Here is a 26,931-nt window from a genome sequence, read left to right on the forward strand (position 1 = left end):
CAGAGACAGCAAGAGGGGTAAGCAGGCGGACCAAGGAGTGCCGCGGGGCTTTGCCAGCGCATGATGCCGGTTTAGACTTGGGCGAGGATTCGGGATGAATTTGTTTTGAGACATTTTTTTAAACAAATGAGACGTGCTTGGCTCGTCACGTTGTTTGGTGTGATCGCTAGCGCAGCCAGCGCTGGCGAGCGCGTGGCACTGCTGATCGGGAATTCGATTTATGATCGGCCAGAGATGTCGTTGCGCAACCCCTCGAACGATGTAGATGCCTTGGGCGCGACGTTGCGGGCGCTGGGTTTCACTACCTACGAGGCCGTGGATCAGGACCTATCCGGAATGGAGGCCGCGTTAAGCGCTTTTGCGGATCAGGCTAACGGTGCCGAGATGGCATTATTCTTTTATGCAGGACACGGGGTTCAAATCGGTGGCGATAACCTGCTGATCGGAACAGAATTGCAGGCGCTGGATACAGACATGGTGCGCCGCAGCTCTTTACCCATGTCGCGAGTCCGCGAAGCGCTGGCGGCTGCGAATCCCGAGATTGGAATCCTGATGCTGGACGCTTGCCGTAATAACCCTTTCAGCGATGCAGGACTTGTGGACAAGGGGTTGGTGCGAACACGGGGTGGCGTAGGTCTTCTGGTGGCCTATGCCACCGACCCGGGCAACGTGGCCTATGACGGCGTGGGTGAAAACAGCGTCTTTACCGAGGCACTTTTAAAACACCTGAGCACTCCGGGTATTGATCTTCGGCTGGTGCTAGGACGTGTGCGCCAGCAGGTGGTTCTGGAAACCCGAGGCCAGCAAGTGCCATGGGTGGAGGAGGCGGTCTTGGGAGAGCACTATCTTGTGCCCGCTATCGCAACGACCGCTGGTGAGGATCCTTTCAAGGCAGAGATTGATCGTTGGCGGCAGATTGCTGCCAGCACCGATACCGCAGATTTTCAGGACTATTTGATCGCGTTTCCCGACGGGATGTTCGCCTCTTTCGCATCCGACCGGATCAAAGCGCTTGTGAAGCCGGACAGAATGTCGGGCGAAGGCAACAGTCTGGGCCTGCTGGCCTCGTCCGACCCGACACAGGTGGCAGACGCGCTGACCGCGCTTGGTCTGTTGCCGTCTCAAAACCCCTTGACCCGCGCAGTTGAGGCCGATCTGGTGCCAGCGCTGGATAGCTATCGCGCGCAACTGCCTGACCCCGGTGGCGCCAGTGCGCAACAGCTGTTCACCGATGCCACTCGCGTGTCGATGTTCTTGGCTGCAACGACCCTGCAACGTATCCGCACTGACATCGTTGCGTTGCGCAGCGTAGAGGGAACCCTTGGCATTGCCGAAGACGCCCTGAACAAGATACGTGACATCGCCGAGGCAAACGAGGCCGCCAAGCCGATCTTGGAGCAAGCAGAGAAGGATGTGGGCGACATCCGCCTTGCCCGTGCTGACATTCTGCGGCGGCTCGACAACTCGCGCAGTTACTATGACGACATTCTCAAGCGGGCCGTGTCCTTTGTTCCGGAAGAGGCATCACCCGCATTGATTGGTGGCGTAGATCGCTCTCGGAATATCGGGCAGACGAACCGACAGTTGCTGAGCGATGCCAATTTATTTTTGAAGCACGTCAAGGATTCTGACGAAGCCACTAAAGGAAGCTACTCATGGCTGACCGACCTTATTTCCGAAAACTGATTTCCGCGGCGCTTGTAGCCACTCTGGCGCTTTCGGCCTGTAACACGACAACCCCCGAGCCCGAGGCGAAGCCGGCTTTGACCATGGCGCAGAACGAACAACTTTTACGCCAGCAAGCGGAAGCTATGCAGAAGACAATACTGGAAGGCGCGATTGCCGGGGCTGCCGTTGGCGGTGGTGGAGGGTTTGTTCTTAGCGGTGGCAGCGGTGATAGCGCGCGTCGTGGGGCAAACTTTGGCCTGTTCGCCGGGGCGGCTGCAGGTACATATGTTGCCTTCATTCAGCGAAAATATATTCGTCGTGAACGCCGGTTGGATGCCATCAAGGAAGACCTCGACAAGAACGCAATTGAAATGCAGACCACGATCAATGTGATGCGCGACGTGCTTGTCGTTCAGAAGGCCGAACTGGCGGCACTTCAGGCAAGGGCGGCGGCTGGTGAAGATGTGTCCGCAGACCTTGGGGCTGAAGTAACACAGGCACAGGCCAATCTGGCCGAGATGGAGAAGGCCATCAGCGGGGCCACGAACCGTCAGGTAGAGTTTGGAGAGGCACGTGGACTGACCCTCGCCGGAAACGAGACATTGTCGCCGATTGATCCCGAATTGGCAGCCCTTTCTGAACAGATCGCGGCGATGAAAGCCATCGCACAAGACCTGTCACAATCCTTGGGAGAAGCATGATGCACTTGAAAGCTCTACTTCTTGCTGGTGCAGCCTTTGGCCTTCTAGGCTGCGTAACTAGCGACGATCCGTCAGAGGGCGGGTTTTTCAACGGTGTGTCGGGCATCAGCTCTGGCACCTATGAGGGCCGCATTGCCGAGCGTGAGCAATCAGTGGACGAGGCAGAGGCCCGGAACGAGGCTCTTGCAACCGAACAGGCCCGCTTGTCCTCGCAGATTTCTTCGGCGCGAAGTGAGCTGGCCAAGCTGAAGCTGCGAATCCTGAACCAGCGAAACGCTGCAGGGTCCTTGGATGCAGGTACCGAGGCAAGGGTACAGTCCGTCCTAAATGCGCAACCGGCTGGGCGAACTCAATCTGAACATCTGGCCGCGCTGCGAAAGACGATCACAGACGCCAAAGCGTTGAGCGCAGACCTTGCCAAGTTGTCAGGCTAACAAAAAGAGAAGGCGGCAGGTCACGCACCTACCGCCAACTGTTACCTGAGAAATTTCGGGCAACCACTCTCTCTTTGGTAATAAAAGCAGAACTGTTTAAAATTACTTAGTACAGTCATACTTCACCTCGGCAGCCCGTCAGTCCAACAGTAAAAGAGGCTGGTAACCAAAAGTATATGTTTTGAAAGGTTGAAAATCTAATGTTGGGCCAATTGGTCAGATTTGTAGATATTTTGGAAACAATTTGCCCCTGAACTGCCTGAATTCAGTGAGCCCTAGCGTGATTCGCTTTGCGAGCTAGAAAACCGTTTTCCAAATGAAGGCCATGGCCCTTAAGCTGGCCTTCTCTGGAAGGATTGGGATTAACGATGCAGCTTTTCTACGCAGTGACTTCTCCATTTGTGCGCAAGGTCATGGTGGTTCTGGCCGAGACCGGACAGACCTCTGATGTAGAGATCCTGCCGGTATACGGAACACCGGTTGATCCAGGAGATTTGCCACTAGACAAGAATCCCTTGGGCAAACTGCCGACATTGCTGCTGGAAGACGGTCGCGCGATTTACGACAGCCGGGTCATAACGAGATATCTGGACGAAAGGGCTGGGGCCGGTCTGTATCCGCAAGCGCCAAAGCTGTGGGATAGCCTCACGCTTGAGGCAACTGGGGACGGAATTCTCGATTCGGCATTGCTGATGGTCTATGAGGACAGACTAAGAGACCCCCAGCATCGCTCTGCCGATATTATTGAGGGGTATTGGGGCAAGATCGAGCGTGCGCTGGCGTTGCTATCGCAGCAATGGATGACCCATCTCAACGGGCCGCTGGACATCGGGCAAATCGCGGCTGGCTGTGCGCTGGGCTACATCGATTTCCGCTTGCCGGACCGGGATTGGCGGCCCGACAACCCGAAACTCGCCGATTGGTATGAAACCTTCAGTCGGCGCGACTCGATGCTATCATCTGTGCCCAGTTAAGGGCCCTTGATCAGAAATTCAGGCTGACACCAACGTTCAACGCGTTGGTGATAATGTCGGTTTCCAGTTCCCCACCGCCATCAAGTTCGACCTTGTTTTGCGAATAAGTCCCTTTGTACTCACCAAAGATCGACCAGCGGTCGTTCAGCGCATAGCTGGCCCCTGCAACCCACTGCACAGCCGGGCCGGTCAACTGATAGCCGAAGGTACGGTTGTCGCCGTGGGTGATGTCGACATGCGGAATCGCAGCGCCGATACCCGCGCCGACATATGGGGTGTATCGACGGCTGTCTTGCTTCCAGCGGTAAAAGACATTCGCGGTCAGGATGTTATGACCGTCGGTAAACTCGAGGCGGTCAAAGCCGCCCGCTGCCAGAGAATCGTCGTCGGCATAAACTTTGGCGTGGTTGAAATCGACACCGAAGCCGATCCGATCGTTGCGCCAGTTAACGGCACGGAAGCCATAATAGGGCGGCATTTCAAAGGATTTACCATCCCAACCGACGTTAATATCGATGGGAATTGCGCCATCATCTTCTCCGATTGCCCCGTCAAGACCGCTATGCGGTGCGGATTGCGTGCCGGTATAGAAGCTAAGCTCCCATTCAGCGAGAGCAGGGCTGGCAGCCAAAAGGCCGGCGACGAGGGGCAAAAGGTACTTTTTCATCGTAAGCTCCGACAAACTGGTGATGAACCAAAATTCCGCAGTTGCAGCATGCCAAATCCTGACGAAAAGGACAACCAAACAGCCTGCACAATGAATTCAGAACACAAATACTGTGCTTAAACTGTGTTTTCCCTGCAAAAAATCAACACCTGCGACGTTGTGTGTATCAATGACCGCTGGACCTGAGAGGACTCTGCCGCTAAGACCCGCGCGTAAGGCTGCGGTCCCCCTGCGGCTCGAAATTCTATGCCGTCCGGACTTTTCCGGCAAAGGAAGGGAGATATCTCGTGTCCCACGCAGAAGACCACGAAGGCACACGCCGCGATTTTCTGTACTTCGCAACCGCTGGCGCAGCCACCGTCACCACTGGTGCCGCTGTCTGGCCGCTGGTCAACCAGATGAACCCAAGCGCTGACGTTCTGGCGCTGTCGTCCATCGAAGTTGACGTCGCAGACGTTGCCGAAGGTACTCAGCTGACCGTCATGTTCCAGGGTAAGCCGGTGTTCATCCGCCGTCGTACCGCCGAAGAAATCGAAGAAGCCAACGCTGTTGAGCTGTCCGAGCTGATCGACCCCGTTGCCCGTAACGGTAACATCGCCGAAACCGCCGATGCATCCGACGCGAACCGCGCGCTGGACGAGAACGGCGAATGGCTGGTGATGATGGGTCTGTGTACGCACCTTGGCTGCGTGCCTCTGGGTGACGGCGCAGGCGACTTCCACGGTTGGTTCTGCCCCTGCCACGGTTCGCACTACGACACTGCTGGCCGTATCCGCAAAGGCCCGGCGCCCGAGAACCTGCCGGTTCCGGTTGCCTCCTTCGTCAACGAAACAACCATTCAACTCGGTTAAGGGAGCGTCTGATGTCTGGAATTCCTCACGACCATTACGAGCCCAAGTCGGGCGCGGAAAAATGGCTGCATAAACGCCTTCCGATCGTTGGCCTGTTGTATGACACGCTGATGATCCCCACACCGAAGAACCTGAACTGGATGTGGATCTGGGGCATCGTTCTGGCATTCTGCCTGGCGCTGCAGATCATCACCGGTATCGTTCTGGTAATGCACTACACCCCGCATGTTGATCTGGCCTTTGCCTCGATCGAGCACATCATGCGTGACGTGAATGGCGGTCACATGATCCGCTATGTCCACATGAACGGCGCATCGCTGTTCTTTGTTGCGGTTTACGCACACATCTTCCGCGGCCTGTTCTACGGGTCGTATAAGGCTCCCCGCGAAGTCACCTGGATCATCGGTATGCTGATCTATCTGGTGATGATGGGCACCGCCTTCATGGGCTACGTACTGCCTTGGGGTCAGATGTCGTTCCACGGTACAGCTGTTATCACCGGCCTGTTTGGCGCGATCCCGTTCATCGGTGAATCGATCCAGACCTGGCTGCTGGGCGCAAGCGCTGTGGGCCAGCCGGCTCTGAACCGCTTCTTCTCTCTGCACTATCTGCTGCCCTTCGTGATTGCAGGTCTGGTCATCGTCCACATCTGGGCGTTCCACCACACCGGCAACAACAACCCGACCGGTGTTGAAGTGCGCCGTACCTCGAAGAAAGAAGCGCAAGCGGACACCGTTCCGTTCTGGCCCTACTTCGTGATCAAGGACTTCTTCGCTCTGGCCGTTGTCCTGGTTGTGTTCTTCGCAATCGTAGGCTTCATGCCGAACTACCTTGGCCACCCCGACAACTATGTCGAGGCGACCGCGCTGGCGACCCCGTCGCACATCGTTCCGGAATGGTACTTCCTACCGTTCTACGCGATCCTGCGTGCGTTCACCGCTGACGTCTGGGCCGTTCAGTTCGCAAGCTTCATCACTGCGGGCATCATCGACGCCAAGTTCTTCGGCGTTCTGGCGATGTTCGGCGCGATTGCAGTTATGGCGCTGGCGCCGTGGCTGGACACCTCGTCGACCCGTTCGGGTGTTTACCGCCCGATGTTCAAGTGGTGGTTCCGCCTGCTGTGCATCGACTTCATCGTCCTGATGTGGGCGGGTGCGATGCCTGCCGAGCCGCCCTATTCGACCATCTCGCTGATCGGTGCGACCTACTGGTTCGCTTACTTCCTGGTCATCCTGCCGCTTCTGGGCGTGCTGGAAACCCCGGAAGCCGAAGTCGAGACCATCGAAGATGACTTCAAAGCCAAGTACGGCAAGTCCGACGCGACCCCGGCTGAGTGAGAAAGGTTCTAGGAACAATGATCAAGCGTATCACAACATCCGCGATCGTCGCTCTGGCCCTGACCACGGGTGGCGCAATCGCCGCCGGTAGCAGCGAGCAGCACATCGAAGACTTCTCGTTCTCGTTCGAAGGTCCCTTCGGCAAGTTCGACGAAAACCAGCTGCAGCGCGGCCTGAAGGTCTACACCGAGGTTTGCTCGGCCTGTCACGGCCTGAAATACGTCGCGTACCGCAACCTGGGCGATGAGGGTGGTCCCCACCTTCCCGCCGATCAGGTCAAAGCCTTCGCCGCGCAGTTCGAAACCTTCGATCCCGCGATCGACGATTTCCGCACTTCAACCCCGGCAGACAAGTTCGGCGCTTCCAACCTGGAAAGCGCACCGGATCTGTCTTTGATGGCCAAGGCACGTGCTGGTTTCTCTGGTCCTGCGGGTCTGGGTCTTAACCAGCTGTTCAAAGGCATGGGTGGCGCCGAGTACATCGCCTCGATCCTGACCGGGTACACCGGCAAAGAGAAAGAGGAAGCAGGTACCGTCTTTTACGAAAACACCGCCTTCCCGGGTGGTTGGATTGCCATGGCTCCGCCGCTGGTAGGTGAAGACGTAGACTTTGACGATGGTCACTCGAACGATCTGCACCACATGTCGGAAGACACTGCTGCCTTCCTGATGTGGGCCGCCGAGCCGAAGATGATGGCTCGGAAAGAAGCTGGTCTGAAGGGTGTTATCATCCTGATCCTGCTGTCGGCTCTGCTGTACATGACCAACAAGCGGATCTGGAAGCCGGTGAAAGCCGCTGCCAAGCAGTAAGCTTCTAGGCATTCAAACAATAGCAAAGCGCGTCCTTCGGGGCGCGCTTTCGCGTTTGGGTAGGGAAATGATACCAATGTCCCTGCTTGACGTTACTGAATGCGCCAAATTCGCGCATGTCAAAAGCCCACAAGGCCTCTACATTGTCGTTCAAATCGATTCTTTTGGAGGAAGCCCCGATGAAGTTTACTGTCGCTTTTGCCGTCACCGCATTGCTGGCCGCGCCGGCGTTTGCTGAGACCCCCACCGGGGACGCAACTGCCGGTGAAAAAGCATTCAAGAAATGCGTGTCCTGCCACGTCGTGAAAAACGACGAGGGCGAGACCCTTGCCGGTAAAGCCGCGAAAACCGGTCCGAACCTGTATGGCATCGCCGGTGGCGCAGTTGGTCAGCAGGACTTCAAATATTCGAAAGTTGCTGCGGCAGCGGCTGAAGCCGGTGTCATCATGACCGAAGACAACATGGTTGCCTTCCTGGCGGATCCGTCCAAGTACCTGTCGGAAGCCGCTGGCCAGAAAGGCCGCTCGAAGATGAGCCTGAAGGTCAAGAAAGAGCAAGACGCACGTGATGTGTTTGCCTATCTCTACAGCCTGCAGCCCGCCCCCGAGGCGGCAGAGGAAGCCACCACCAACTAAGTGTTGGCGTAAGAATTCTGGAAGCACCGCCCCTTCATCGGGCGGTGCTTTTCTTTGGGGATTAGGCCGGCAGGAATTGCTCGGCGATCTGAACCGCGTTCAGGGCCGCGCCTTTCAAGAGCTGGTCGCCCACGACAAAGATCGAAAGCGAGCGCCCGGAAGGATCGCCCAGATCTTCGCGAATGCGTCCCACTAGAACATCTTCCTGACCGCTGGCATCGACGGGCATGGGGAAGTAATTCGCCTCGCGGTCATCCACCAGTTTCACACCCGGTGCATCTTGCAACAGGGCGCGGGCTTGTTCGGGGCTGACTGGCTGGTCGAATTCGATGCTGATGGCCATGCCGTGTGCCCGCAGGATCGGAACACGGATACAGGTCACGCCAATGGGCAGGGCGGGGCGCTCCATGATGCGGCGAACCTCGGCGATCACTTTGTTTTCTTCGCCGTTATAGCCGTTGTCTTCGATATCGGCATTGTGGCTGAAGAAGTTGAACGCATAGGGATGCGGCAGAACCTCTGGCTGGAAGTCGTCACCGTTCAGATAGGCTTGGGTGCCTTGGCGCAGCTCTTCCATCGCTGCCGCACCGGCGCCACTGGCGGCCTGATAGGTTGCAAGGTTCAGTCGCTGGATGTTGAAAGCCTTGTGCAGCGGGGCCAAAGCAACGGTTGCGATGGCGGCAACGCAGTTCGGGTTTGCCACGACACCTGCGTGGCCCGACATGGCGGCGGCATTGGCTTCTGGCACGACCAGCGGCACATCTGGATCCATGCGGAAGGCCGAGGAGTTGTCGACCACCAGCGCACCGGCCGCCACAGCAATTGGCGCGAATTTGCGGGACAGGGTCGCACCCGCCGAGAAGAAGGCGACGTGCACGTCGTCAAAGCTGTTCTCGGACAGTTCTTCCACGATCAGGGTGCCGCCGTTGAACGATACCTCTTTGCCTGCAGACCGGGCCGAGGCCAGCAGTTTCAGGTTCGCCAACGGAAAGCCGCGCGCGGCAAGGGTGTTCAGTAGTTCAACGCCAACAGCCCCAGTGGAGCCAACGATGGCAACGTTGGGATTGGCGGGCAATTGCGCGGGTGGGTTTTGGTCCAGCATGGGTCAGTCCTTGGTTTTGAAGGAAGCGGACGCTGGCATTTCCGATTGGCCCCGTCCGTCTTCGGCGGGGCGTTTCGGGTTTCGTTCGATCTAGATCGCGCGCACACCAAAAAGCCCCGCCGTGGCGGTGGTCTTTGTGGTGGTCTTGGTGATCATCATTGCGAACATGGAATGCCGCTTAGCAGCATTGACCTATAAGGGCAATAGACTTGCGTTACCCGGGGCAGGCGGCTAAGCCGACCATCAAAGGAGCCCGCACTATGAGCATGAACAGTTTCGGCCATCTTTTCCGTGTAACGACTTGGGGCGAAAGCCACGGTCCAGCGCTTGGTGCGACGGTTGATGGGTGCCCTCCGGGTGTGCCAGTGGCCGAAGAGGACCTGCAGGTCTGGCTGGACAAACGCAAGCCGGGCCAGAACAAGTTCACCACTCAGCGCCGCGAACCCGATCAGGTGAAAATCCTGTCCGGTGTGTTCGAGGGCAAATCAACGGGTACCCCGATCCAATTGATGATCGAGAATACCGATCAGCGGTCGAAGGACTACGGCGACATCGTCGAGAAATTCCGCCCGGGTCACGCCGATATCACGTACTGGCAGAAATACGGGATCCGTGACTATCGCGGCGGGGGGCGGTCTTCTGCACGGGAAACCGCAGCGCGGGTTGCGGCGGGTGGTGTTGCACGCAATGCGCTGCAGGCACTGGTGCCGGGCATCCAGATCAAGGGCTACATGACCCAGATCGGACCGCACAAGATCAACCGCGACAACTTTGACTGGGACCAGATCGACCAGAACCCGTTCTGGACACCGGACGCAGCGGCAGCGGCTGACTGGGCCGAGTATCTGGATCAGCTGCGCAAGGACGGCAACTCTGTTGGTGCCGTGGTCGAAGTTGTGGCGCGCGGCGTTCCCGCCGGACTTGGCGCGCCGGTCTACGGCAAGCTGGACACCGATCTGGCCGCCGCGATGATGAGCATCAACGCCGTCAAAGGCGTCGAAATTGGCGAGGGCATGGATGCCGCGGCCCTGACCGGCGTCGAGAATTCCGACGAAATCTTCATGGGCAATGACGGCAAGCCGGTCTTCAGCTCGAACCACGCGGGCGGCATTCTGGGTGGGATTTCCACCGGACAGGATGTAGTCGTTCGTTTTGCAGTGAAGCCAACGTCGTCGATCCTGACCACGCGCAAGACGATCACCAAGTCCGGAGAGCCGACAGAGATTATCACCAAGGGTCGTCACGATCCTTGCGTCGGTATTCGCGCGGTTCCGGTTGGTGAGGCGATGATGGCTTGCGTGATCTTGGATCACCTGCTGCTGAACCGCGGACAGGTCGGCGAGGAGCTGCCCGGTAAGATCGGCTGATGCTCGGTATCTTCGGGATCACATTTCCAATCTTTGCCCTGATCGGATTGGGATACGTCGTCACGCGCTATGAGGTGTTCAAAGCCTCTGACACGCGGGTCTTGGGCAAATACGTGATGAACATCGCGCTGCCAGGCTTGCTGTTCAACACGGTTGCGACGCGCCCAATCACTGACGTTATCAATCCGGGGTACATGCTGGCCTTTGCCTTGGGCGGCTTCGCAACATTGCTGCTGGTTTTTGGGTTTCTTGGTCTGACACGGACCGGTCCCAACCGTCGCGCGATTGCCGCGATGGGATCGACCTGCCCGAACTCGGGCTTTGTCGGGTACCCGATCCTGCTGCTTGCCTATCCCGATCTTGCGGGTGTCGCCTTGGCGATGAACTTCCTTGTGGAAAACATCCTGATCATCCCGGCCTGTCTGATTCTGATCGAGCTTGCACATAGCGGCGGGGAAAGCAGTTCGGTCGGGCGCAGGATCGCAGGAGCTTTTGGAACGCTGCTGCGTCGCCCATTCGTCATCGGATTGATCGTGGGCTTGGCTGTCTCGGCGGCCGGTCTGCCGGTGCCAGAGCCACTGACCCGTTTGACAGGAATGCTTGCCGTTTCAGCAGCGCCTGTTGCGCTTGTGGTGATAGGTGGATCGCTGGTCGGATTGTCGCCCAAAGGCAATCTGTTACTGGCCGCACAAATCGTGGTGGGCAAGCTTGTCATTCACCCTTTGGTGACGGCAGGCATCGCGCTTATCCTGATGTCAGCGGGCCTTTCGATCAGCCCGGACATGTGGGCGATTTTGATCCTGACAACCTCGATGCCGATGTTCACAACTTGGGTCGTGATTGCACAGGAATCGGGACACGAAGGTCTGGCCTCGCTTGCACTTCTGGGGGCGACGGCGATGTCCTTCGTGTCTCTTAGCGTCGTTCTTGCAATCGTCTCTTAGGCGGTGGCCGCGGCGAGGGCCGTGTCCATCAGTGCCTTGATGTCTTTCTTCGATGTTCCAGCGACGATTCGGCCCAACTCTTGGTCACCACGCAGGACAACAAGGGTCGAGCGGCGTGGAATATTAAGCTCTCGCGCAAGGGCGCTGTTGCCGTAGTTGTCCCAGTCCACATCAATGAAAGTCACCGATTTCTCGTAGGCCGGGTTCTCTTTTTTCAACGCATTGATAACACGTTCCTGCGCGGCGCAAGTGCTGCACCAGCTGGCTTTGAAATCAACGAAGACGGTTTCACCTTTCGCAAGATGCTGTTTTACAAGGCCGTCTCTGTATTCCAGCGATGCCCAAGCGGGCATCGGCAGGGTAACAGCGGCGGCACCGGTTAGGGCGAAAAAGTCGCGACGGTTCATTTGGGTCTCCTTTTAAATGGCGACGGACAGATCGATGAGCCACGGGGGCAGAACTTCGAGCGCCCAGATTTCAATGATCTTGTGAAGTTGGAAGAGGATCGCGAGACCGACGGCCACGAAGATGGCCCCCATGATCGGACGCGATTTGCTGGCAAAGCTGCGCAACATGGCCTGTCGTTTCTGGATTACAGACCGCGCGCCATAGCCAAGGGCAAGGATGATGGTCGAGACGCCAAGCGCGAAGCTGATCATGATCGTGGTGGCGAACAGAAGGCTTTCACCTTGGCTGGCCAATGAGATCGCACCGCCAAGGGTCGGGCCGATGCATGGGCTCCAGACCGCGCCAAGCAGCATCCCGCCAAGGAACTGACCCTGCAGGCCAGAGCGGTCGATGCGGTCAAGTTGGTCGTCGGCGCCGCTTGCCAGACTGCCGGTCGCCGTGGCGAATTGGGTCGAAAAGCGCGGAACCAGAAGGATCAGGCCGAAACCGACCATCAGGATCGCGCCGCCTTGGGCGATGGTTTCCTCGGTTACGCCAAGGCTTCGGCCCGCGACGCTGAGCAGCATGCCAAGCGCGACGAAAGATGTGCTCATCCCGGCGGCAATGGCGACGGGGCCCAGCTTGTGCGCCTGAATGGCCGTGGCCAGAACGATCGGCAACACCGGCAGAACGCAGGGATTGATCAGGGTCAGCAGGCCCGCAAAATATCCAAGGACGATATCCATGGGTCGGAAATTGGCGTGGGGAACCCGAAAAGTCACCCAACATCGGCTTACAACCGATCACTTAACCGTCAGTTTTGTTGCTTTGAAAGCTGCACGGCAAGGATCGAGAACGTGATGATCACTACCCCAAGGATGTCGTAGAACCCCATCTTTTCCCCAAGCAAAACGGCAGCGATGGCGACGCCGAAGAAGGGGTTCAAAAAGTGATAGGTTGCCGCTTTGACGGCGCCGATCCGGCCAACAAGAACAAACCAGATGATCGTCGCAGTAAGGCCGGGGACCAGCGTCGTATAGACGAAGGCAACGCCCAACTGCCAGCTTGGGGTGAAGGTGGGCTCTTCCAGAATCAGGCCCGCGACCAGAAGGCAGGCCCCGCCGACCAGCATCTGCAGGCCAACGACCGTGATCAGGTTCCCGCCAGAGCTGGCCCCCCGAACTGAAAGTGTTGCGATGGACAGCGCCAGAACGCCAATGACACAGTAGGCAATTCCAGCCAGATCAACGCCCCCGGACAGTCGCGTGCCCATGATCACAGCAACGCCACCCAAACCTGCGACAAGACCAACCAATCCAAGCAGCGGCAGGCGTTGTTTCAGGAACAGCCAGCCAAACAAGCCGACGATCAGTGGCATAGAGGATGCGATGATCGCGGCCAGAGAGGCCTCGACCGTTTGCATCGCGACGAAGAAGAGGCCCAGATAGAGGGCATTCTGGCAAATCCCGAAGACAATCGTGGCGCGCCATTGTTCCCGGCTTAGTCGAAAGCTTTGTCCCAAGGCCCAGGCGATCAACAGGCCCAGAAGGCCGGACACGAAAAAGCGCAACGAAAGTGACAAGAGCGGCGGCGCATATTCCACGATGACGCGGGCCGAGGTGAAAGCCGAGGACCAGAAGAGCGCAAAGCTCAGCCCCAGAATGAGTGATCGGAAATCCAAAGGAACCTCGTGAAAAAGAAAAGGGCCGCCCGAAGGCGACCCTATTGTAATTTTTGGCGGGGACAAGCCCCTGCGGCCTTAGCCGTTCACGCTGTCTTTCAGCGCTTTGGCGATGGTCATTTTGACGACCTTGTCCGCCTCTTTCTTGATCTGCTCGCCGGTGGCCGGGTTGCGAACCATACGCTCGGGGCGCTCACGGCAGTAGATTTTGCCAACGCCCGGAAGGGTCACGGCACCACCGCCGGAAACTTCCTTGGTGATCACGCCGGTGATCGCGTCCAGAGCAGCCGAAGCCGCTTTCTTGTCGGCGCCCATTTCTTCTGCCAGAGCAGCAACCAGCTGTGTCTTGGTCAGGGGTTTAGCCATGTATTTATCTCCTCAGAATCACCCCCTGTCGGGGCTAGTAAGACCCCATTTGGGGTTTATGAGCGCCACTCTAACTTTATCTTGCGATCAGACACAATGTTTTGTGTCATAAAAATAAGGCTTTTGTGCATTTTGTGGTGGGTTACGTCGCTTACAGGAAGGCTGTTTCCTCGAAGCTGCGCAATTTCCGGCTGTGAAGCCGTTCCAACGGCATCTCTCGCAGGCTTTCCATCGCGCGAATCCCGATCAACAGGTGACGGGCAACCTGCGTCTTATAGAAGTCACTTGCCATGCCGGGCAACTTCAATTCGCCATGCAAAGGTTTGTCCGAGACACAAAGCAGCGTGCCGTAGGGGACCCGGAATCGGAAGCCATTCGCGGCGATGGTGGCGCTTTCCATATCCAGCGCAATGGCGCGGGACTGTGACAGGCGCTGAACGGGGCCAGATGTCTCGCGCAGTTCCCAGTTTCGGTTGTCGATCGTGGCGACGGTGCCGGTTCGCATTATCCGTTTCAGGTCATAGCCGCTGAGTTCGGTGACCGAGGCCACGGCCTCTTCCAAAGCGATCTGGATTTCGGCAAGCGGCGGGATCGGCACCCAGACCGGCAGGTCATCATCCAGTACGTGGTCTTCGCGCAGGTAAGCATGTGCCAGAACGAAATCACCAAGCGATTGCGAGTTCCGCAGCCCCGCACAATGTCCGACCATCAGCCACGCATGCGGACGCAGCACCGCGATATGATCGGTTGCGGTCTTGGCGTTCGAGGGGCCGACACCGATATTGACCAGCGTGATCCCTGCGCCATTGGGGGCCTTCAGGTGATAGGTTGGCATCTGTGGCAATTTCGTCGGGGTCGGCAGATGTGCGTCACGGGTCGTAATCTCAGCATTCCCGGGGCCGACGAATGAATTGTATGCACTATTGGGATCGGCAAGGGCCTCTCGGGCATAGGCTTCGAACTCTTCCACGTAGAACTGGTAGTTCGTGAACAGGACGTGGTTCTGGAAATGCTCGGCCGACGTCGCGGTGTAGTGCTGAAGGCGCGCCAAGGAATAGTCGATCCGTTGCGCCGTAAAGGGTGCCAGTGCATGGGCGCCATCGGGGTAGCGGAAGCCGAAACCGTTGACGATGTCATCATGGGTGGTCGACAGGTCCGGCACATCAAAGAGATCGCGCAATGGCAGGTCCAGCGCACCTTCTTGCGGGACTGTTAGATCCTGATCGGACGCCACGGCAAAGTGCACCGGGATCGGTGTCTTGGACGGGCCAATGGTGACCGGTACCCCGTGGTTGCTGAGAAGAAGGCCGATCTGCTGTTTCAGATAATTCGAAAACAAGTCCGGGCGCGTGATTGTCGACGCATAGGTTCCGGGTTCTGCAACGTGGCCAAAGCTTAGTCGGCTGTCGATTGTGGCAAAGCTGGTCGTTGTGATTCGGACCTCGGGGTAAAAGGCGCGATAGCGGGCGGATGGAATATCGCCACTCAGCGCTTGTCGAAATTTGTCCCGTAGGAAAGTGGTACTTTCGGAATAGATGGCCTGAAGATAGCTGACCGCCTCTTTTGCGTCCGTGAAGGTCTTTGCCTCTGGGACTGTGGGGGTTTCGATTGAAAATTCCGAAGGTACTGCAGTCATGAAAAGCCTGTCCGTTATAAGTTGCCTACGATTTAAGCGCTAACATAGCGATTTGACCAGTGGCCATTCCACGCGCTTGCACCTGACTTAGCGGCACCGGATAGTGCGAGTATGACAAAAACACTTCTTTCTCTCGGTCATGGGTATTCCGCGCAGGCGCTGGCAAGGCTGCTGCCCAATGATTGGCACGTGATCGCGACAACGCGGAGCCAGGAAAAGGCCGATGCCTTGTCCAAACGAAATGTCGAGACCCGGGTCTGGCCGGGTGAGGACCTTCGCACAGACCTAGGCCGCGCCACTCATCTTTTGATGTCGATCGCCCCGGGGAAAGACGGCGACCCGATTCTTTCTGAAATGGCCGAGGATTTGCAGGCGGCCAGCCATCTGGAATGGGTGGGGTATCTGTCGACGACCGGCGTATATGGCGACCATGACGGGGGCTGGGTGGATGAAGCTACGCCCCTGACCCCCTCAACCGTGCGCGGTCAGCGACGGGTTGCGGCCGAAGCCGCGTGGGCAGAGCTTGGCCTGCCGCTACATATTTTCCGCCTTGCAGGTATCTACGGACCGGGCCGCGGCCCTTTTGCAAAGGTGCGTAAAGGCACGGCCCGCCGTATCATCAAAGAGGGGCAGGTGTTCTCGCGCACCCATGTAGATGACATTGCGCAGGTTATCTGGGCCTCGATCAACCGGCCAAACCCCGGTGCTGCCTATAACGTCTGCGACGACGATCCGGCCCCGCCCCAAGATGTGATCGGCTATGCGGCAGAGCTATTGGGCGTTCCCATTCCGCCTGAAGTTTCTTTTGAAGAGGCTGAGATGACCCCGATGGCACGTAGTTTCTATGCTGAATCAAAAAAGGTCCGGAATGACCGCATCAAGCAAGAGCTGGGGGTCGAGCTGCTGTACCCGGACTATCGCGCGGGTTTGCAGTCGCTTTTGAGGTTGGAGACGACATAATCCCCTGTGACCTTTAACGTCTTGTTGGATGACAGACGCTAGCCCTGTTGGTAAGCAATGCCCTAATTTAAGCAAGACGAGGCTCTTCGTGGATATTCAAAATACGATCCTGCCCGGTGTGAAGCTTCTCATACCACGCCGCTTTGGCGACCATCGGGGGTTCTTCTCGGAAAGCTGGAACAAGAAGGTTCTGGCAGATGCGGGGCTAGAGATCGAATTTGTTCAGGACAACCACTCGCTTTCACGCGAGGTCGGAACGGTCCGGGGCTTGCACTTCCAGTCACCGCCACATGCACAGGGCAAGCTGGTACGTTGTGGCAAGGGTCGTTTGTTCGATGTTGCTGTGGATGTGCGCAAGGGTTCTCCGACCTACGGGCAATGGGTCGGGGAAGAGCTTAGCTTTGAGAATGGCAAGCAGTTGTGGATTCCGGCCGGTTTTCTGCACGGGTTCATCACGCGCGAGCCGGATACCGAGATCATCTATAAATGCACCGACTATTACGCGCCGGAATGCGACGGGGCGGTCCGTTGGGACAGTTGCGGCATCGATTGGGGGGATGTGGGCAACGCCATCTTGTCTGAAAAGGATGAAGCGGCCCAACCCCTTTCTGATTTCGACAGTCCTTTCTTCTGGGAGGGTGCAGAATGAAGATTCTGGTAACCGGTGGGGCCGGGTTCATTGGTTCAGCCGTGGTGCGGCTGTCAGTGGCGCGCGGGTATGAGGTGGTCAATTTGGATGCGCTGACCTACGCTGCTTGTCTTGAGAACGTTGCACCCGTGGCCGACAGCCCTCTTTATGCGTTTGAACAAGCCGATATCCGCGACCGCGCGGTGCTGGATCGCGTGTTCGCGAAACACCAGCCTGACGTGGTCATGCATTTGGCCGCCGAAAGTCATGTGGATCGGTCTATCGACGGGCCGGGTGATTTCATCGAGACCAACGTGACCGGCACCTACAACATGCTGGAAGCCGCGCGTGGCTATTGGATGGAAAAAGGCCAACCAGAAAGCTTCCGCTTCCACCATATTTCGACCGACGAGGTCTATGGATCACTTGGCGAAACGGGCATGTTCACCGAAGAAACACCCTACGATCCGCGCTCTCCCTATTCGGCCTCAAAAGCCAGCAGTGATCATCTGGTGCGTGCATGGGCAGAGACCTATGGCCTGCCGATATTGGTGACCAATTGTTCGAACAATTATGGGCCCTATCACTTCCCCGAAAAGCTGATTCCGGTCGTGGTTTTGAAGGCTCTAGCCGGGCAACCGATCCCGGTTTACGGCGACGGCTCGAACATCCGCGACTGGCTTTATGTTGAAGATCACGCCGACGCGCTGCTGACCGTGATCGAAAAGGGAGAGGTCGGTCGCACCTATAATATCGGGGGCGAGAATGAGGCGAAGAACATCGACCTTGTCCGCACCATCTGTACCCTGCTGGATGAACTGCGCCCGGGCGAAGCGCCTTATGCTGACCAGATTATCTTCGTGACGGACCGCCCCGGCCATGATCAAAGATACGCAATTGACCCGACACGCATCCGGACGGAATTGGGCTGGCGCCCTTCTGTGACGGTGGAAGAAGGGCTGCGCAAAACTGTCGAATGGTATCTGGCAAACGAAGACTGGTGGCGTCCGCTGCTGGATCGCGACGGGGTTGGCAAGCGATTGGGTGTCGCATGAAGGCTTTGGTTTTTGGGAAGACCGGCCAAGTGGCTCAAGAGCTGCACAGGCTTTTACCGGATGCTGTTTACCTTGGCCGGGATCAGGCCGATTTGACCAATCCAGAGGTCTGTGTTGCGGCCATCCAAGGCGCAGAGGTTGACGTTGTCATCAACGCCGCAGCCTACACGGCGGTCGACAAGGCAGAAGAGGATGAGGCGACTGCCGCGCTGATTAATGGTCAGGCCCCCGGTGCCATGGCCGAAGCTTGCGCCGTCAAGAACATCCCCTTCCTGCATATCTCGACGGATTACGTGTTCGACGGGTCTGGCGAGCAGCCCCGTTCTGTCGACGATCCGGTTGCGCCGCTTGGGGCCTATGGCTGGACCAAGCTGGCGGGCGAGCGCGCGGTCGAGGCTGCGGGCGGTCGCCACGCAATTCTTAGAACCAGCTGGGTGTTTTCCGCACATGGCAACAATTTTCTGAAGACCATGTTGCGGCTGTCTGAAACCCGCGATGCATTAAGTATCGTGGCCGATCAGATCGGCGGCCCAACCCCGGCGGCAGAAATCGCTTCAGCATTGGTTGAAATGGCAAAGTCGATGGTTGCCGGACAAGGCGGGCAGGGGATCTATCATTTCTCGGGTGCCCCCGATGTAAGTTGGGCCAATTTCGCGACAGAGATTTTTCGGCAGGCGGGGCGCAAGGTGACCGTTACCGATATCCTGTCCAGTGACTATCCGACCCCCGCGAAACGGCCATTGAATTCTCGATTGGATTGCCGTCGGATAGAGACGGATTTTGACATCCAGCGGCCCGATTGGGCGGCTGGTGTCGGGTGTATTTTGAAAGAATTGCAGGTGATCTGATGGCACAACGTAAAGGCATCATTCTGGCGGGCGGGTCCGGTACGCGTCTGTATCCGATCACCATGGGCATCTCGAAACAGCTGCTGCCGATCTACGACAAGCCGATGATCTATTATCCGATCTCGGTGCTGATGCTGGCCGGCATCCGCGAGATCGCGATCATCACCACCCCGGACGATCAGTCTCAGTTCCAGCGCCTGCTAGGAGATGGCTCGCAATGGGGGTTGACATTTGAATGGATCATCCAGCCCTCGCCAGACGGTTTGGCACAGGCCTATATTCTGGCCGAAGACTTTTTGGATGGGGCGCCATCGGCCATGGTTCTGGGTGACAATATCTTCTTTGGCCACGGTTTGCCCGAGGTGCTGCAACGCGCCGGAGACCTGTCCGAAGGCGGGACCGTGTTCGGTTACCACGTGGCCGATCCCGAAAGATACGGGGTGGTTGCGTTCAATGCCGATGGCGAGGCAACCCAAATCATCGAAAAGCCCAGGGTGCCTCCGTCGAACTATGCGGTGACGGGCCTCTATTTTCTTGACGGCAAAGCCCCGGAACGCGCGAAGCAGGTCCAGCCGTCTGCGCGTGGTGAGCTGGAAATTACGACCCTGCTTGAAATGTATCTACATGAGGGCTCCTTGAACGTGGAGCGGATGGGCCGCGGCTACGCCTGGTTGGATACGGGCACTCATGGCAGCCTTCTGGATGCCGGAAACTTCGTGCGCACTCTGACCACGCGGCAGGGCATGCAATCGGGTTGTCTGGACGAGATCGCATTCGAAAAGGGCTGGGTTTCGCGCGACGAACTTCGTAAGCGGGCAGAGAAGTTCAAGAAGAACGACTATGGCGATTATCTAAGTGGGCTTTTGCGCGAATAATCTGCGCAAACCACGGATCACCGAAATAGCCCTTTAGTTGTTGAAAGAGCATCATGACTGAAAGAACTCTCCCGGCTGAATCTGGCCTTGGCACATTTGAACGCTGGCTCTCTGTCTGGGTGGCACTGGCCATCGGGGCGGGTGTTCTTCTTGGGAATCTGTTCCCGAACTTGTTCGGTTTCCTCGCCTCGTTAGAGGTTGCTTCGGTGAACCTGCCCGTTGCCGTTTTGATTTGGGCGATGGTCTATCCAATGATGGTCGGCGTCGATTTCGGTGCTTTGCGACAGATTGGTGACAGACCAAAGGGATTGATTGTCACCTTGATCGTGAACTGGCTGATCAAGCCTTTCACCATGGCCGCTTTGGGGGTGCTTTTCTTCAACTACGTGTTCGCCGGCCTGATCCCGCCAGATGACGCACAGGCCTATCTGGCGGGTGTGATCCTGTTGGGCGCGGCGCCCTGTACGGCTATGGTCTTTGTCTGGTCCAATCTTACACGAGGCGACCCCACTTACACCTTGGTTCAGGTAAGTGTGAATGACGTCATTATGGTCTTCGCATTTGCGCCCATCGTGGCCTTCCTTCTGGGCGTAACGGACATTGTTGTGCCTTGGGATACGCTGTTGTTGTCAGTGCTGCTGTATGTGATGGCACCACTTCTGGCCGGGTATTTCACGCGAAAACGGCTTGTACAGCGGGGCGGTGAGGCTGCGGTGGACGCCTTCAAGGCCCTCGTTCAGCCATTCTCTGTCATTGGGTTGCTTGTAACCGTTTTGCTGCTTTTCGCATTTCAAGGAGAGGTCATACTGGAAAGTCCGCTGGTCATCATGCTGATCGCGGTTCCATTGTTGATCCAGTCCTATGGCATCTTCTTTCTGGCCTATGCCGCGGCGCGGGCTTGGAGGGTACCCTTCAAAGTTGCGGCTCCGTGTGCGTTGATCGGGACCTCGAACTTCTTTGAGCTGGCCGTGGCCGTGGCAATTAGCCTGTTTGGACTGGGTTCCGGCGCCGCGCTTGCAACGGTTGTTGGTGTTCTGGTCGAGGTGCCGGTGATGCTATCCTTGGTGGCCTTTGCCAACAAAACCCGGCATTGGTTCCCGTCCGAGTAGGATGGAAGTGGGAACTGTCCAAACGGGTCAACCTGCCCAGAACGACGGAAACCTGACTCGTCAAACAAGAAACGCCGCCCAAGTGGGGCGGCGTCTTCATTCGTATCAGCGTTAAGCCTTAGCGACGACGGTCGCGGCGCGAGCTCATTGGCTGGAAGGCCACGCCCACATGCGCTTCGCAATAAGGTTTGCCTTGCTGCACGGACAGGCCGCAGAACCAGAATTCGTCTGTGGCGGGGTCACCGATCGGCCATTTGCAGGTGCGCTCGGTCAGTTCCATCAGCGACAGCTTTTTGGCGCCCTTCTCGACTTCGCGCACTGTGGCCAGTGCCTCGGGGCTGATCTCGTTCGCAGAAGGCTGCGGCGGCAGGGGCTGGCCCGCAGGGATGATCTGCTTGCGCACGGCCGGAGTGGTCGCGGGCGCGGCAGCGGCCGGCTTTTCCGCCTTCGGCTCTGCCTTCGGCTTGGGCGCGGGTTTCGCCGGAGCTTCAGCCTTGGCTGCGGGTTTTTCCTTGGCGGTTTTCGCCGTGGTCGAGGTCGCGCGATTCGACAGGCCCAAGCGGTGCACTTTGCCGATCACGGCGTTGCGGGTCACGCCACCCAGTTCCTTGGCGATCTGAGAGGCCGATTGCCCCTCTCCCCACATCTTTTTAAGCGTCTCGACGCGTTCTTCTGTCCAGGACATATGGTTTCCTTGGCTGAGCAGGGCCGGCATGCCATTTGGCGCAGCCCTCTTGAGAATTCTTATAGCACCCTATTCTAATCGTTTGACCGGTTGGGTTACAAGCGGGTTAGCGGAACAAGGAATTTGGGGTTCAAAGTGCAGAATTCAACAGGTGTCGCCGAGCGTCGTTTCGGAAAGATCAACTGGCTTGGCCTATACACTTTGTCGTGGCGCGAGATTCGCCGGTTTCTGGGGGTGTGGAGCCAAACCTTGGCCGCCCCGCTGGTCACCGCTGGGCTGTTTCTGGCGGTGTTTTCGTTAGCCTTCGGAAGCAACCGTGCCCCGGTCATGGGCGTGCCGTTCCTGCATTTTCTTGCACCCGGTATCCTGATGATGACCGTCATCCAGAATGCTTTTGCCAATACGTCCAGTTCGATCATGATCGCGAAGGTGCAGGGCAACATCGTTGATACCTTAATGCCGCCCTTGTCGCCGTTCGAGCTGATGCTGGGCTATCTTGCCGGAGCAGTCGCGCGTGGCTTGTTCGTAGCGGTGGCGATTTCCGGTGTCTTGATCGTCGTGCTTGGTCTGCCTTTGGCGCATCCAATCTGGGCGTTGGTCTTTACGCTTCTTGGATCGGTGTTTTTGGGCGGGCTTGGCATTCTTGCCGGGATCGTTGCGCAGAAATTCGACCAGATGGCCGCTATCACCAATTTCGTGGTGACACCGCTGTCTTTCCTGTCCGGCACGTTCTATTCGATTGAGCGCCTGCCAGAAGCGATGCAGATCGCAACCCACTTCAATCCGATCTTCTACCTTATTGACGGGGTCCGTTTCGGGATGATCGGCGCATCGGACAGCTCTCCTTGGTTGGGGCTGACCGTTTGTCTGTTGTCTTGTGGGGTGGTGTGTGGCCTCAGCTGGTACTGGCTGCGCACAGGGTACCGGCTGAAGCCGTAAGGTCTCGCGCCCGAAGGCGCGAGCGTAAATCTTAAGCGGCCAGGGCTTGCACGTCTGCTTCGAGACGCGCGATAGAGGCTTCTGCGTCAACCGCCATCTGGTCGGCGGCAATGATCTCTACCTCGGTGATGCCGACAAAGCCCAGAACGTGGCGAATGTAGCCGGTTGCAAAGTCGACCGGCGAACCGACCGGAACACCGCCAGACGCCGCAACGACGATTGCGCGCTTCCCTTCCAGCAGGCCTTTGGGGCCGCTTTCGGTGTACTGGAACGTCACACCAGCACGGGCAATCAGGTCAATCCAGGCTTTCAGGCTTGCGGGAAGGCTGAAGTTGTACAGCGGCAGGCCGATCACGACCACGTCGGCGGCTTTCAGCTCTGCGATCAGCTCATCCGATAGGGCCAGCTTGGCTTTCTGTTGGTCCGTACGTTCGTCCACCGGGGTGAAGTTCGCGCCGACCCACTCTTCGTCGATGAAAGGCAGAGTTTGAGCCAGATCGCGGGTCAGGACGGTTTGCGGGTTCAGGCGGTCCAAAACCTTCTGGGTGTATTTGCGGGTCACAGAGTCGGCTTTGCGGGCCGAGGCGTCGATGTGAAGAGCTGTGGTGGTCATGGTGGTCTCCATTCAAATTCGTTGACCCGTAGATGCGCATCTGCAAAAACAAACTCAATCTGCGATTTGAAACCGTTTATGTTGGGATTTGCACATATGGATTTTGACAACTGGGATGAGGTCAGAACAGCGTATCAAGTCGCACGGCTTGGAACCGTCAGCGGGGCGGCGGATGCTTTGGGTGTGCACCACGCGACGGTGATCCGGCATATCGACTCTTTGGAAGACCGTTTGGGTGTGAAACTTTTCCAACGCCATGCCCGAGGGTACACGGCAACAGAGGCCGGGTTGGACCTGCTGCAGGTGGCGCAAGCGACGGCCGATCAGTTTTCACATCTAGCAGGTCGTTTGCGCGGGCAGGGCTCTGCTGTGACCGGAGAGTTGCTGGTGACTTCTGTCAGCACGCTGTCCTCTTTATTGGTGCCGGTGTTGGCGGACTATCAGCATGAACACCCAGAGCTTCAGGTCCGTTTTTTAACGGACACGCGGGTTTTCCGGCTTGAATATGGCGAGGCGCACGTGGCGATCCGCGCCGGGAACCAGCCGAAGGAGCCGGACAATATCGTACAGCGGCTGGGCGACATGTGCACCGGCATGTTCGCGCACAAAAGCTATGCCGAGAAATATGGGATACCTACGACCGAAGCGGATTACGTCCATCATAACTTCATAGGTCCGACCGAGGAAAACCATCGCGCTTTGTTCTACAAGTGGATGCGGGAACATGTGCCGGCACAGAACGTTCGTTTTCGGGTCAGCGATCTGCGCGACGCCTTTGGGGCGGTGATCGCGGGGGCAGGCATTGGCATGTTGCCGATTTGGCAGGCAATAGAGCGGGACGACCTTGTTCAGGTTCTTCCGCCAAGACCTGAGTGGGCGACCAAGATCTGGTTGGTGACCCATGTCGATCTGCATCGCACCGCAAAAGTGCAAAGCTTCACCGCAAAGCTTAAGGAATCTGCCAAGCTGTGGCCGACGGATTGTACGTCACTCCCCGTCGCCCAAGCCGTGTAGCTCGACATCCAGAAAACGTTCGAACGCGTCCAGATTGACGGGTTCGAACTGCCCGAACCCCTGCATCCAGACCGACGCCTCTCTCATGGCGTCGGGTTCCAGCTTGCACCATTTCACCCGTCCGCGTTTTTCCTGACTGATCAATCCGGCTTTGGTCAGGATGCTCAGGTGCTTCGAAACTGCGGCCAGAGAGATATCGAAAGGCTCTGCAACATCGGTCACGGCCATGTCGTCTTCCAACAGCATGTTCAGAATTGCCCGCCGGGTCGGGTCTGCCAGTGCGGCAAAGATAGAGTCGAGTTGGCCTGTCATGGCGGGCAGACTACCCCCGCGCGCCGAAAAGCGAAAGCAGTGCCCTATCACGCGCTTTGATCCCCACCATAAGCAGTTTGAATTTGTGGTTCGCCCCGCGTGCCCATAGGGTCGGCAGGTTCGAGCCAAATTGGGGGCACAATGTTAAACTGGGCGCTGATCTTGCTGCTGGGTTTGTCCTGGGGCTCTTCCTTTTTCTTCAACGAGATCCTGCTGAGAGAGCTGGGTCCGATGTGGATATCCGTCGGTCGCGTAGGGATCGGGGCACTTGGCTGCTGGGTTTGGATTTTCCTGTCCCGGCGATCTTTGCGCGTGTCGGCCGGAATGTGGCTGGGTCTTGGGGTGTTTGGACTGTTCCAATACGCGGTGCCGTTGACCGTTTATCCCGCCACCCAGCAATTCATTACCTCCAGCGCGGCCGGGATCATTAATGCGATGACACCAATCATGGTGGTGATCGTCAGCCACTTCTGGCCAGACGGAGAGCGTGCAACCCGTTTGAAGTCCCTTGGCGTCGCGTTGGGCTTCGCCGGTATCATCGTGTTGGCATTGCCGGACGTTCAGGCGGATGAGGGCAGTTCGACCCCCGTGGCGCTTTTGGCAACGATGATTTCGCCTTTCTGCTATGGCATCGCCATGAACTTGCTGCGCAGCCTTGCAGGTATTGACCGAGTTCTGATGACCGCTTGGTCTCTGACGATTGCGACGGTGATGGTTCTGCCGATCGCGTTTGCCCGCGAAGGCGTACCAACCATCACCCGGGTCGAGACTTGGGCCTCTCTGCTTGTGATCGGCCTGATCCTGACCTCGGCCGCATTCATCCTCCTATACTGGCTGGTGCCGCGGGTTGGGGGCACCACGGCCTCAACCATCACATTCGTCGCACCGATCTCTGCCGTGCTGTTGGGCGTGTTTATCCTGAATGAAACACTGACGTTGGTTCACCTGCTGGGAATGGCGATCATCTTTGTTGGCTTGCTGTTCATTGATGGTCGCGTGGTCAGGTTGCTTCGAAACCATCAACCAAATGGTTGAATATGGAAAACCGCGCTTGTCGAGCGCCGAAGTGGGTGCGACATTCCGCGATATTTAGAAATAACGTTTATTTTCAGTGGTTTATTTAATCTCTGCGGTGCGACATCGCACCTTGACTCATGGCGCCCCCTAACACTAGTTTGCGCGCAACTTCCTGCAGGGGCTTCAAAGTGGTCGATCCGGAACAAAAAGAGCAGCTTGCGCAGCTCGAACAGCGGATCGAGGCGGCTAAAACCGCGGCCAAGCCCGACAAGCCCCATCAGGAGAGCCATTATTCCCAAGCCAACATGGCCTGGCGGATGGTGACAGAGCTTGTAGCCGGTCTGGGGATCGGCTTTGGCATCGGGTTCGGGTTGGATGCTCTTCTGGGCACAACACCTTGGATGATGGTGCTGTTCATATTCTTCGGCCTTGCGGCGGGTGTTCAGACCATGCTGCGAACGGCCAAAGAGATACAAAAGAACCAGCAGGCCAAATCGGCCGGCAAGGACGGGAAAGAGACACGCGATGGCGACTGAAGCACAAGGCGCAGAAGAAGGCGGCCTGGTATTCCACCCGATGGATCAGTTCATTGTGAAGCCGCTGTTTGGTGGCGAGAACATTGGTCTGTTCACTCCGACCAACGTGACGCTGTGGATGGCGCTGGCCGTTGTGGCGATCTTCGCACTTCTGGTTCTGGGTACCCGTGGTCGCGCCATGGTTCCAAGCCGCGCCCAGTCGGTTGCCGAGTTGGCCTATGGTTTTGTCTACAAAATGGTTGAAGATGTCGCCGGCAAAGACGCGGTTGGCTTCTTCCCCTACATCATGACGCTGTTCATGTTCATCGTTTCGGCCAACTTCCTCGGTCTGATCCCGATGTCTTTCACCACCACCTCGCACTTTGCGGTCACCGTGGTGCTGGCGCTGGCGGTCTTCCTGACCGTGACTGTCGTCGGTTTCGTAAAGAACGGCACCAAATTCCTCGCCCTGTTCTGGGTTTCCAGCGCGCCTCTGCCGCTGCGCCCGATCCTGGCGATCATCGAACTGATTTCCTACTTCGTACGCCCTGTTAGCCACTCGATCCGTCTTGCTGGCAACGTCATGGCGGGCCACGCGGTTATCAAGGTTTTCGCAGGCTTCGCCGCGATCTCTGTGATCAGCCCGGTTTCGGTCCTTGCCATCACCGCGATGTACGGCTTGGAAATCCTCGTGGCCTTCATTCAGGCTTACGTTTTCACAATTCTGACCTGTGTGTACCTGAAGGACGCACTGCATCCGGCACACTAAGGTCCGATCACCCTATACCTACACTTCCAAATC

At 57.6% G+C, this 26,931-nt stretch carries 31 protein-coding genes; 21 read left to right on the forward strand and 10 right to left on the reverse strand.

Annotated elements, in window-relative coordinates; translation table 11 throughout:
• Window positions 1-126: 126 nt before the first annotated feature.
• The 4 genes from CLM58_RS05115 to CLM58_RS05130 all read left to right on the forward strand — a co-directional run bounded on the left by CLM58_RS05115 (window position 127) and on the right by CLM58_RS05130 (window position 3,777).
• Entirely contained in the window at window positions 127-1,686 is a 1,560-nt protein-coding gene (locus CLM58_RS05115) for a caspase family protein (RefSeq protein WP_095594868.1), read from the forward strand.
• Window positions 1,656-2,369, forward strand: a complete 714-nt coding sequence (locus CLM58_RS05120) for a hypothetical protein (protein WP_095594869.1) — start codon at window positions 1,656-1,658, stop codon at window positions 2,367-2,369. Before CLM58_RS05115 ends, CLM58_RS05120 begins: the two co-directional genes overlap by 31 nt.
• On the forward strand, window positions 2,369-2,803 hold the full coding sequence (locus CLM58_RS05125; protein ID WP_143226525.1) for a hypothetical protein: 435 nt from the start codon (window positions 2,369-2,371) through the stop codon (window positions 2,801-2,803). The genes CLM58_RS05120 and CLM58_RS05125 overlap by 1 nt, the downstream gene beginning before the upstream one ends.
• Window positions 2,804-3,171: 368 nt before the next feature.
• On the forward strand, window positions 3,172-3,777 hold the full coding sequence (locus CLM58_RS05130) for a glutathione S-transferase (protein WP_095594871.1): 606 nt from the start codon (window positions 3,172-3,174) through the stop codon (window positions 3,775-3,777).
• A gap of 10 nt (window positions 3,778-3,787) precedes the next feature.
• Here CLM58_RS05130 and CLM58_RS05135 read toward each other — a convergent pair whose 3' ends face one another.
• Complete coding sequence (locus tag CLM58_RS05135; protein ID WP_095595202.1) at window positions 3,788-4,444, reverse strand: outer membrane protein; 657 nt, start codon at window positions 4,442-4,444, stop codon at window positions 3,788-3,790.
• 287 nt (window positions 4,445-4,731) lie between these two features.
• Between CLM58_RS05135 and petA the strand changes: the two genes are divergently transcribed.
• From petA to CLM58_RS05155, 4 genes are all read left to right on the forward strand, one after another.
• Window positions 4,732-5,295, forward strand: a complete 564-nt coding sequence (gene petA / locus CLM58_RS05140; protein WP_095594872.1) for a ubiquinol-cytochrome c reductase iron-sulfur subunit — start codon at window positions 4,732-4,734, stop codon at window positions 5,293-5,295.
• Window positions 5,296-5,306: 11 nt separating this feature from the next.
• Complete coding sequence (locus CLM58_RS05145; protein ID WP_095594873.1) at window positions 5,307-6,632, forward strand: cytochrome b; 1,326 nt, start codon at window positions 5,307-5,309, stop codon at window positions 6,630-6,632.
• A 17-nt stretch (window positions 6,633-6,649) separates the two neighbouring features.
• Window positions 6,650-7,441, forward strand: coding sequence for a cytochrome c1 (locus CLM58_RS05150; protein WP_095594874.1), 792 nt, complete (start codon window positions 6,650-6,652; stop codon window positions 7,439-7,441).
• A 179-nt stretch (window positions 7,442-7,620) separates the two neighbouring features.
• The gene (locus tag CLM58_RS05155) at window positions 7,621-8,076 is read left to right on the forward strand and encodes a c-type cytochrome (protein ID WP_095595203.1); all 456 of its coding nucleotides are present in this window, start codon (window positions 7,621-7,623) and stop codon (window positions 8,074-8,076) included.
• 61 nt (window positions 8,077-8,137) lie between these two features.
• Here the strand turns inward: CLM58_RS05155 and CLM58_RS05160 are convergent, their stop codons facing one another.
• Window positions 8,138-9,178, reverse strand: a complete 1,041-nt coding sequence (locus tag CLM58_RS05160; protein WP_095594875.1) for an aspartate-semialdehyde dehydrogenase — start codon at window positions 9,176-9,178, stop codon at window positions 8,138-8,140.
• Between the two features lie 260 nt (window positions 9,179-9,438).
• Here CLM58_RS05160 and aroC point away from each other — a divergent pair, with 260 nt between their 5' ends.
• On the forward strand, window positions 9,439-10,545 hold the full coding sequence (gene aroC, locus CLM58_RS05165; RefSeq protein WP_095594876.1) for a chorismate synthase: 1,107 nt from the start codon (window positions 9,439-9,441) through the stop codon (window positions 10,543-10,545).
• Window positions 10,545-11,489: an AEC family transporter gene (locus CLM58_RS05170; protein WP_095594877.1), complete on the forward strand. Its 945-nt coding sequence runs from the start codon at window positions 10,545-10,547 to the stop codon at window positions 11,487-11,489. The genes aroC and CLM58_RS05170 overlap by 1 nt, the downstream gene beginning before the upstream one ends.
• Here the strand turns inward: CLM58_RS05170 and CLM58_RS05175 are convergent.
• From CLM58_RS05175 to CLM58_RS05195, 5 genes are all read right to left on the reverse strand, one after another.
• Window positions 11,486-11,896 carry a thioredoxin family protein gene (locus CLM58_RS05175; RefSeq protein ID WP_095594878.1) on the reverse strand — a complete coding sequence of 137 codons (411 nt, stop codon included), beginning with the start codon at window positions 11,894-11,896 and terminating at the stop codon, window positions 11,486-11,488. The genes CLM58_RS05170 and CLM58_RS05175 overlap by 4 nt on opposite strands.
• A gap of 12 nt (window positions 11,897-11,908) precedes the next feature.
• Entirely contained in the window at window positions 11,909-12,622 is a 714-nt protein-coding gene (locus CLM58_RS05180) for a cytochrome c biogenesis CcdA family protein (RefSeq protein WP_095594879.1), read from the reverse strand.
• 68 nt (window positions 12,623-12,690) lie between these two features.
• Window positions 12,691-13,557: a DMT family transporter gene (locus CLM58_RS05185; RefSeq protein WP_095594880.1), complete on the reverse strand. Its 867-nt coding sequence runs from the start codon at window positions 13,555-13,557 to the stop codon at window positions 12,691-12,693.
• 78 nt (window positions 13,558-13,635) lie between these two features.
• Window positions 13,636-13,923, reverse strand: a complete 288-nt coding sequence (locus CLM58_RS05190) for an HU family DNA-binding protein (RefSeq protein ID WP_095594881.1) — start codon at window positions 13,921-13,923, stop codon at window positions 13,636-13,638.
• A gap of 151 nt (window positions 13,924-14,074) precedes the next feature.
• On the reverse strand, window positions 14,075-15,559 hold the full coding sequence (locus tag CLM58_RS05195; RefSeq protein WP_095594882.1) for an AMP nucleosidase: 1,485 nt from the start codon (window positions 15,557-15,559) through the stop codon (window positions 14,075-14,077).
• Between the two features lie 111 nt (window positions 15,560-15,670).
• Here CLM58_RS05195 and CLM58_RS05200 point away from each other — a divergent pair, with 111 nt between their 5' ends.
• The 6 genes from CLM58_RS05200 to arsB all read left to right on the forward strand — a co-directional run bounded on the left by CLM58_RS05200 (window position 15,671) and on the right by arsB (window position 21,034).
• Complete coding sequence (locus CLM58_RS05200) at window positions 15,671-16,519, forward strand: SDR family oxidoreductase (protein WP_095594883.1); 849 nt, start codon at window positions 15,671-15,673, stop codon at window positions 16,517-16,519.
• Between the two features lie 88 nt (window positions 16,520-16,607).
• Window positions 16,608-17,168, forward strand: a complete 561-nt coding sequence (gene rfbC / locus CLM58_RS05205; protein WP_188720484.1) for a dTDP-4-dehydrorhamnose 3,5-epimerase — start codon at window positions 16,608-16,610, stop codon at window positions 17,166-17,168.
• A complete protein-coding gene (rfbB, locus tag CLM58_RS05210; RefSeq protein ID WP_095594885.1) occupies window positions 17,165-18,202 on the forward strand; it encodes a dTDP-glucose 4,6-dehydratase in 1,038 nt (345 codons plus the stop codon). The genes rfbC and rfbB overlap by 4 nt, the downstream gene beginning before the upstream one ends.
• On the forward strand, window positions 18,199-19,050 hold the full coding sequence (rfbD, locus tag CLM58_RS05215) for a dTDP-4-dehydrorhamnose reductase (protein WP_095594886.1): 852 nt from the start codon (window positions 18,199-18,201) through the stop codon (window positions 19,048-19,050). Before rfbB ends, rfbD begins: the two co-directional genes overlap by 4 nt.
• Window positions 19,050-19,925 carry a glucose-1-phosphate thymidylyltransferase RfbA gene (gene rfbA / locus CLM58_RS05220; RefSeq protein WP_095594887.1) on the forward strand — a complete coding sequence of 292 codons (876 nt, stop codon included), beginning with the start codon at window positions 19,050-19,052 and terminating at the stop codon, window positions 19,923-19,925. The genes rfbD and rfbA overlap by 1 nt, the downstream gene beginning before the upstream one ends.
• 53 nt (window positions 19,926-19,978) lie before the next feature.
• Entirely contained in the window at window positions 19,979-21,034 is a 1,056-nt protein-coding gene (gene arsB / locus CLM58_RS05225) for an ACR3 family arsenite efflux transporter (RefSeq protein WP_095594888.1), read from the forward strand.
• Window positions 21,035-21,152: 118 nt separating this feature from the next.
• Here the strand turns inward: arsB and CLM58_RS05230 are convergent, their stop codons facing one another.
• Window positions 21,153-21,719: a GcrA family cell cycle regulator gene (locus tag CLM58_RS05230; protein WP_095595204.1), complete on the reverse strand. Its 567-nt coding sequence runs from the start codon at window positions 21,717-21,719 to the stop codon at window positions 21,153-21,155.
• A gap of 135 nt (window positions 21,720-21,854) precedes the next feature.
• Here CLM58_RS05230 and CLM58_RS05235 point away from each other — a divergent pair, with 135 nt between their 5' ends.
• Entirely contained in the window at window positions 21,855-22,658 is an 804-nt protein-coding gene (locus CLM58_RS05235) for an ABC transporter permease (RefSeq protein WP_229666158.1), read from the forward strand.
• 31 nt (window positions 22,659-22,689) lie between these two features.
• Here CLM58_RS05235 and CLM58_RS05240 read toward each other — a convergent pair whose 3' ends face one another.
• Window positions 22,690-23,271: an FMN-dependent NADH-azoreductase gene (locus tag CLM58_RS05240; RefSeq protein ID WP_095595205.1), complete on the reverse strand. Its 582-nt coding sequence runs from the start codon at window positions 23,269-23,271 to the stop codon at window positions 22,690-22,692.
• A 96-nt stretch (window positions 23,272-23,367) separates the two neighbouring features.
• Between CLM58_RS05240 and CLM58_RS05245 the strand changes: the two genes are divergently transcribed.
• Window positions 23,368-24,285, forward strand: a complete 918-nt coding sequence (locus CLM58_RS05245; protein ID WP_095594890.1) for a LysR family transcriptional regulator — start codon at window positions 23,368-23,370, stop codon at window positions 24,283-24,285.
• Here CLM58_RS05245 and CLM58_RS05250 read toward each other — a convergent pair.
• On the reverse strand, window positions 24,259-24,597 hold the full coding sequence (locus CLM58_RS05250) for an ArsR/SmtB family transcription factor (protein ID WP_095594891.1): 339 nt from the start codon (window positions 24,595-24,597) through the stop codon (window positions 24,259-24,261). The genes CLM58_RS05245 and CLM58_RS05250 overlap by 27 nt on opposite strands.
• A 141-nt stretch (window positions 24,598-24,738) precedes the next feature.
• Between CLM58_RS05250 and CLM58_RS05255 the strand changes: the two genes are divergently transcribed.
• The 3 genes from CLM58_RS05255 (at window position 24,739) to CLM58_RS05265 (ending at window position 26,898) form a co-directional block, all read left to right on the forward strand.
• A complete protein-coding gene (locus CLM58_RS05255; RefSeq protein WP_095594892.1) occupies window positions 24,739-25,632 on the forward strand; it encodes a DMT family transporter in 894 nt (297 codons plus the stop codon).
• 170 nt (window positions 25,633-25,802) lie between these two features.
• On the forward strand, window positions 25,803-26,150 hold the full coding sequence (locus tag CLM58_RS05260) for an AtpZ/AtpI family protein (RefSeq protein ID WP_095594893.1): 348 nt from the start codon (window positions 25,803-25,805) through the stop codon (window positions 26,148-26,150).
• Window positions 26,140-26,898 (forward strand): F0F1 ATP synthase subunit A, encoded by a 759-nt coding sequence (locus tag CLM58_RS05265; RefSeq protein WP_095594894.1) that lies wholly within the window; start codon window positions 26,140-26,142, stop codon window positions 26,896-26,898. The genes CLM58_RS05260 and CLM58_RS05265 overlap by 11 nt, the downstream gene beginning before the upstream one ends.
• Window positions 26,899-26,931 lie beyond the last annotated feature (33 nt).

It is taken from the genome of Actibacterium pelagium, assembly GCF_002285415.1.
Classification (GTDB): Bacteria; Pseudomonadota; Alphaproteobacteria; order Rhodobacterales; family Rhodobacteraceae; genus Actibacterium_B; species Actibacterium_B pelagium.

Excerpts from the sequence above, each read along its gene's own strand:
- CLM58_RS05200 (WP_095594883.1), top strand. The coding sequence starts at position 15,671 with ATGACAAAAACACTTCTTTCTCTCGGTCATGGGTATTCCGCGCAGGCG.
- rfbB (WP_095594885.1), top strand. The coding sequence starts at position 17,165 with ATGAAGATTCTGGTAACCGGTGGGGCCGGGTTCATTGGTTCAGCCGTG.
- rfbD (WP_095594886.1), top strand. The coding sequence starts at position 18,199 with ATGAAGGCTTTGGTTTTTGGGAAGACCGGCCAAGTGGCTCAAGAGCTG.
- CLM58_RS05130 (WP_095594871.1), top strand. The coding sequence starts at position 3,172 with ATGCAGCTTTTCTACGCAGTGACTTCTCCATTTGTGCGCAAGGTCATG.
- aroC (WP_095594876.1), top strand. The coding sequence starts at position 9,439 with ATGAGCATGAACAGTTTCGGCCATCTTTTCCGTGTAACGACTTGGGGC.
- CLM58_RS05170 (WP_095594877.1), top strand. The coding sequence starts at position 10,545 with ATGCTCGGTATCTTCGGGATCACATTTCCAATCTTTGCCCTGATCGGA.
- CLM58_RS05240 (WP_095595205.1), bottom strand. The coding sequence starts at position 23,271 with ATGACCACCACAGCTCTTCACATCGACGCCTCGGCCCGCAAAGCCGAC.
- CLM58_RS05145 (WP_095594873.1), top strand. The coding sequence starts at position 5,307 with ATGTCTGGAATTCCTCACGACCATTACGAGCCCAAGTCGGGCGCGGAA.
- CLM58_RS05175 (WP_095594878.1), bottom strand. The coding sequence starts at position 11,896 with ATGAACCGTCGCGACTTTTTCGCCCTAACCGGTGCCGCCGCTGTTACC.
- CLM58_RS05245 (WP_095594890.1), top strand. The coding sequence starts at position 23,368 with ATGGATTTTGACAACTGGGATGAGGTCAGAACAGCGTATCAAGTCGCA.
- arsB (WP_095594888.1), top strand. The coding sequence starts at position 19,979 with ATGACTGAAAGAACTCTCCCGGCTGAATCTGGCCTTGGCACATTTGAA.
- rfbA (WP_095594887.1), top strand. The coding sequence starts at position 19,050 with ATGGCACAACGTAAAGGCATCATTCTGGCGGGCGGGTCCGGTACGCGT.
- CLM58_RS05150 (WP_095594874.1), top strand. The coding sequence starts at position 6,650 with ATGATCAAGCGTATCACAACATCCGCGATCGTCGCTCTGGCCCTGACC.
- CLM58_RS05230 (WP_095595204.1), bottom strand. The coding sequence starts at position 21,719 with ATGTCCTGGACAGAAGAACGCGTCGAGACGCTTAAAAAGATGTGGGGA.
- CLM58_RS05190 (WP_095594881.1), bottom strand. The coding sequence starts at position 13,923 with ATGGCTAAACCCCTGACCAAGACACAGCTGGTTGCTGCTCTGGCAGAA.
- CLM58_RS05255 (WP_095594892.1), top strand. The coding sequence starts at position 24,739 with ATGTTAAACTGGGCGCTGATCTTGCTGCTGGGTTTGTCCTGGGGCTCT.
- CLM58_RS05125 (WP_143226525.1), top strand. The coding sequence starts at position 2,369 with ATGCACTTGAAAGCTCTACTTCTTGCTGGTGCAGCCTTTGGCCTTCTA.
- CLM58_RS05120 (WP_095594869.1), top strand. The coding sequence starts at position 1,656 with ATGGCTGACCGACCTTATTTCCGAAAACTGATTTCCGCGGCGCTTGTA.
- CLM58_RS05135 (WP_095595202.1), bottom strand. The coding sequence starts at position 4,444 with ATGAAAAAGTACCTTTTGCCCCTCGTCGCCGGCCTTTTGGCTGCCAGC.
- CLM58_RS05155 (WP_095595203.1), top strand. The coding sequence starts at position 7,621 with ATGAAGTTTACTGTCGCTTTTGCCGTCACCGCATTGCTGGCCGCGCCG.
- CLM58_RS05265 (WP_095594894.1), top strand. The coding sequence starts at position 26,140 with ATGGCGACTGAAGCACAAGGCGCAGAAGAAGGCGGCCTGGTATTCCAC.
- CLM58_RS05160 (WP_095594875.1), bottom strand. The coding sequence starts at position 9,178 with ATGCTGGACCAAAACCCACCCGCGCAATTGCCCGCCAATCCCAACGTT.
- CLM58_RS05115 (WP_095594868.1), top strand. The coding sequence starts at position 127 with ATGAGACGTGCTTGGCTCGTCACGTTGTTTGGTGTGATCGCTAGCGCA.
- CLM58_RS05195 (WP_095594882.1), bottom strand. The coding sequence starts at position 15,559 with ATGACTGCAGTACCTTCGGAATTTTCAATCGAAACCCCCACAGTCCCA.
- CLM58_RS05180 (WP_095594879.1), bottom strand. The coding sequence starts at position 12,622 with ATGGATATCGTCCTTGGATATTTTGCGGGCCTGCTGACCCTGATCAAT.
- CLM58_RS05250 (WP_095594891.1), bottom strand. The coding sequence starts at position 24,597 with ATGACAGGCCAACTCGACTCTATCTTTGCCGCACTGGCAGACCCGACC.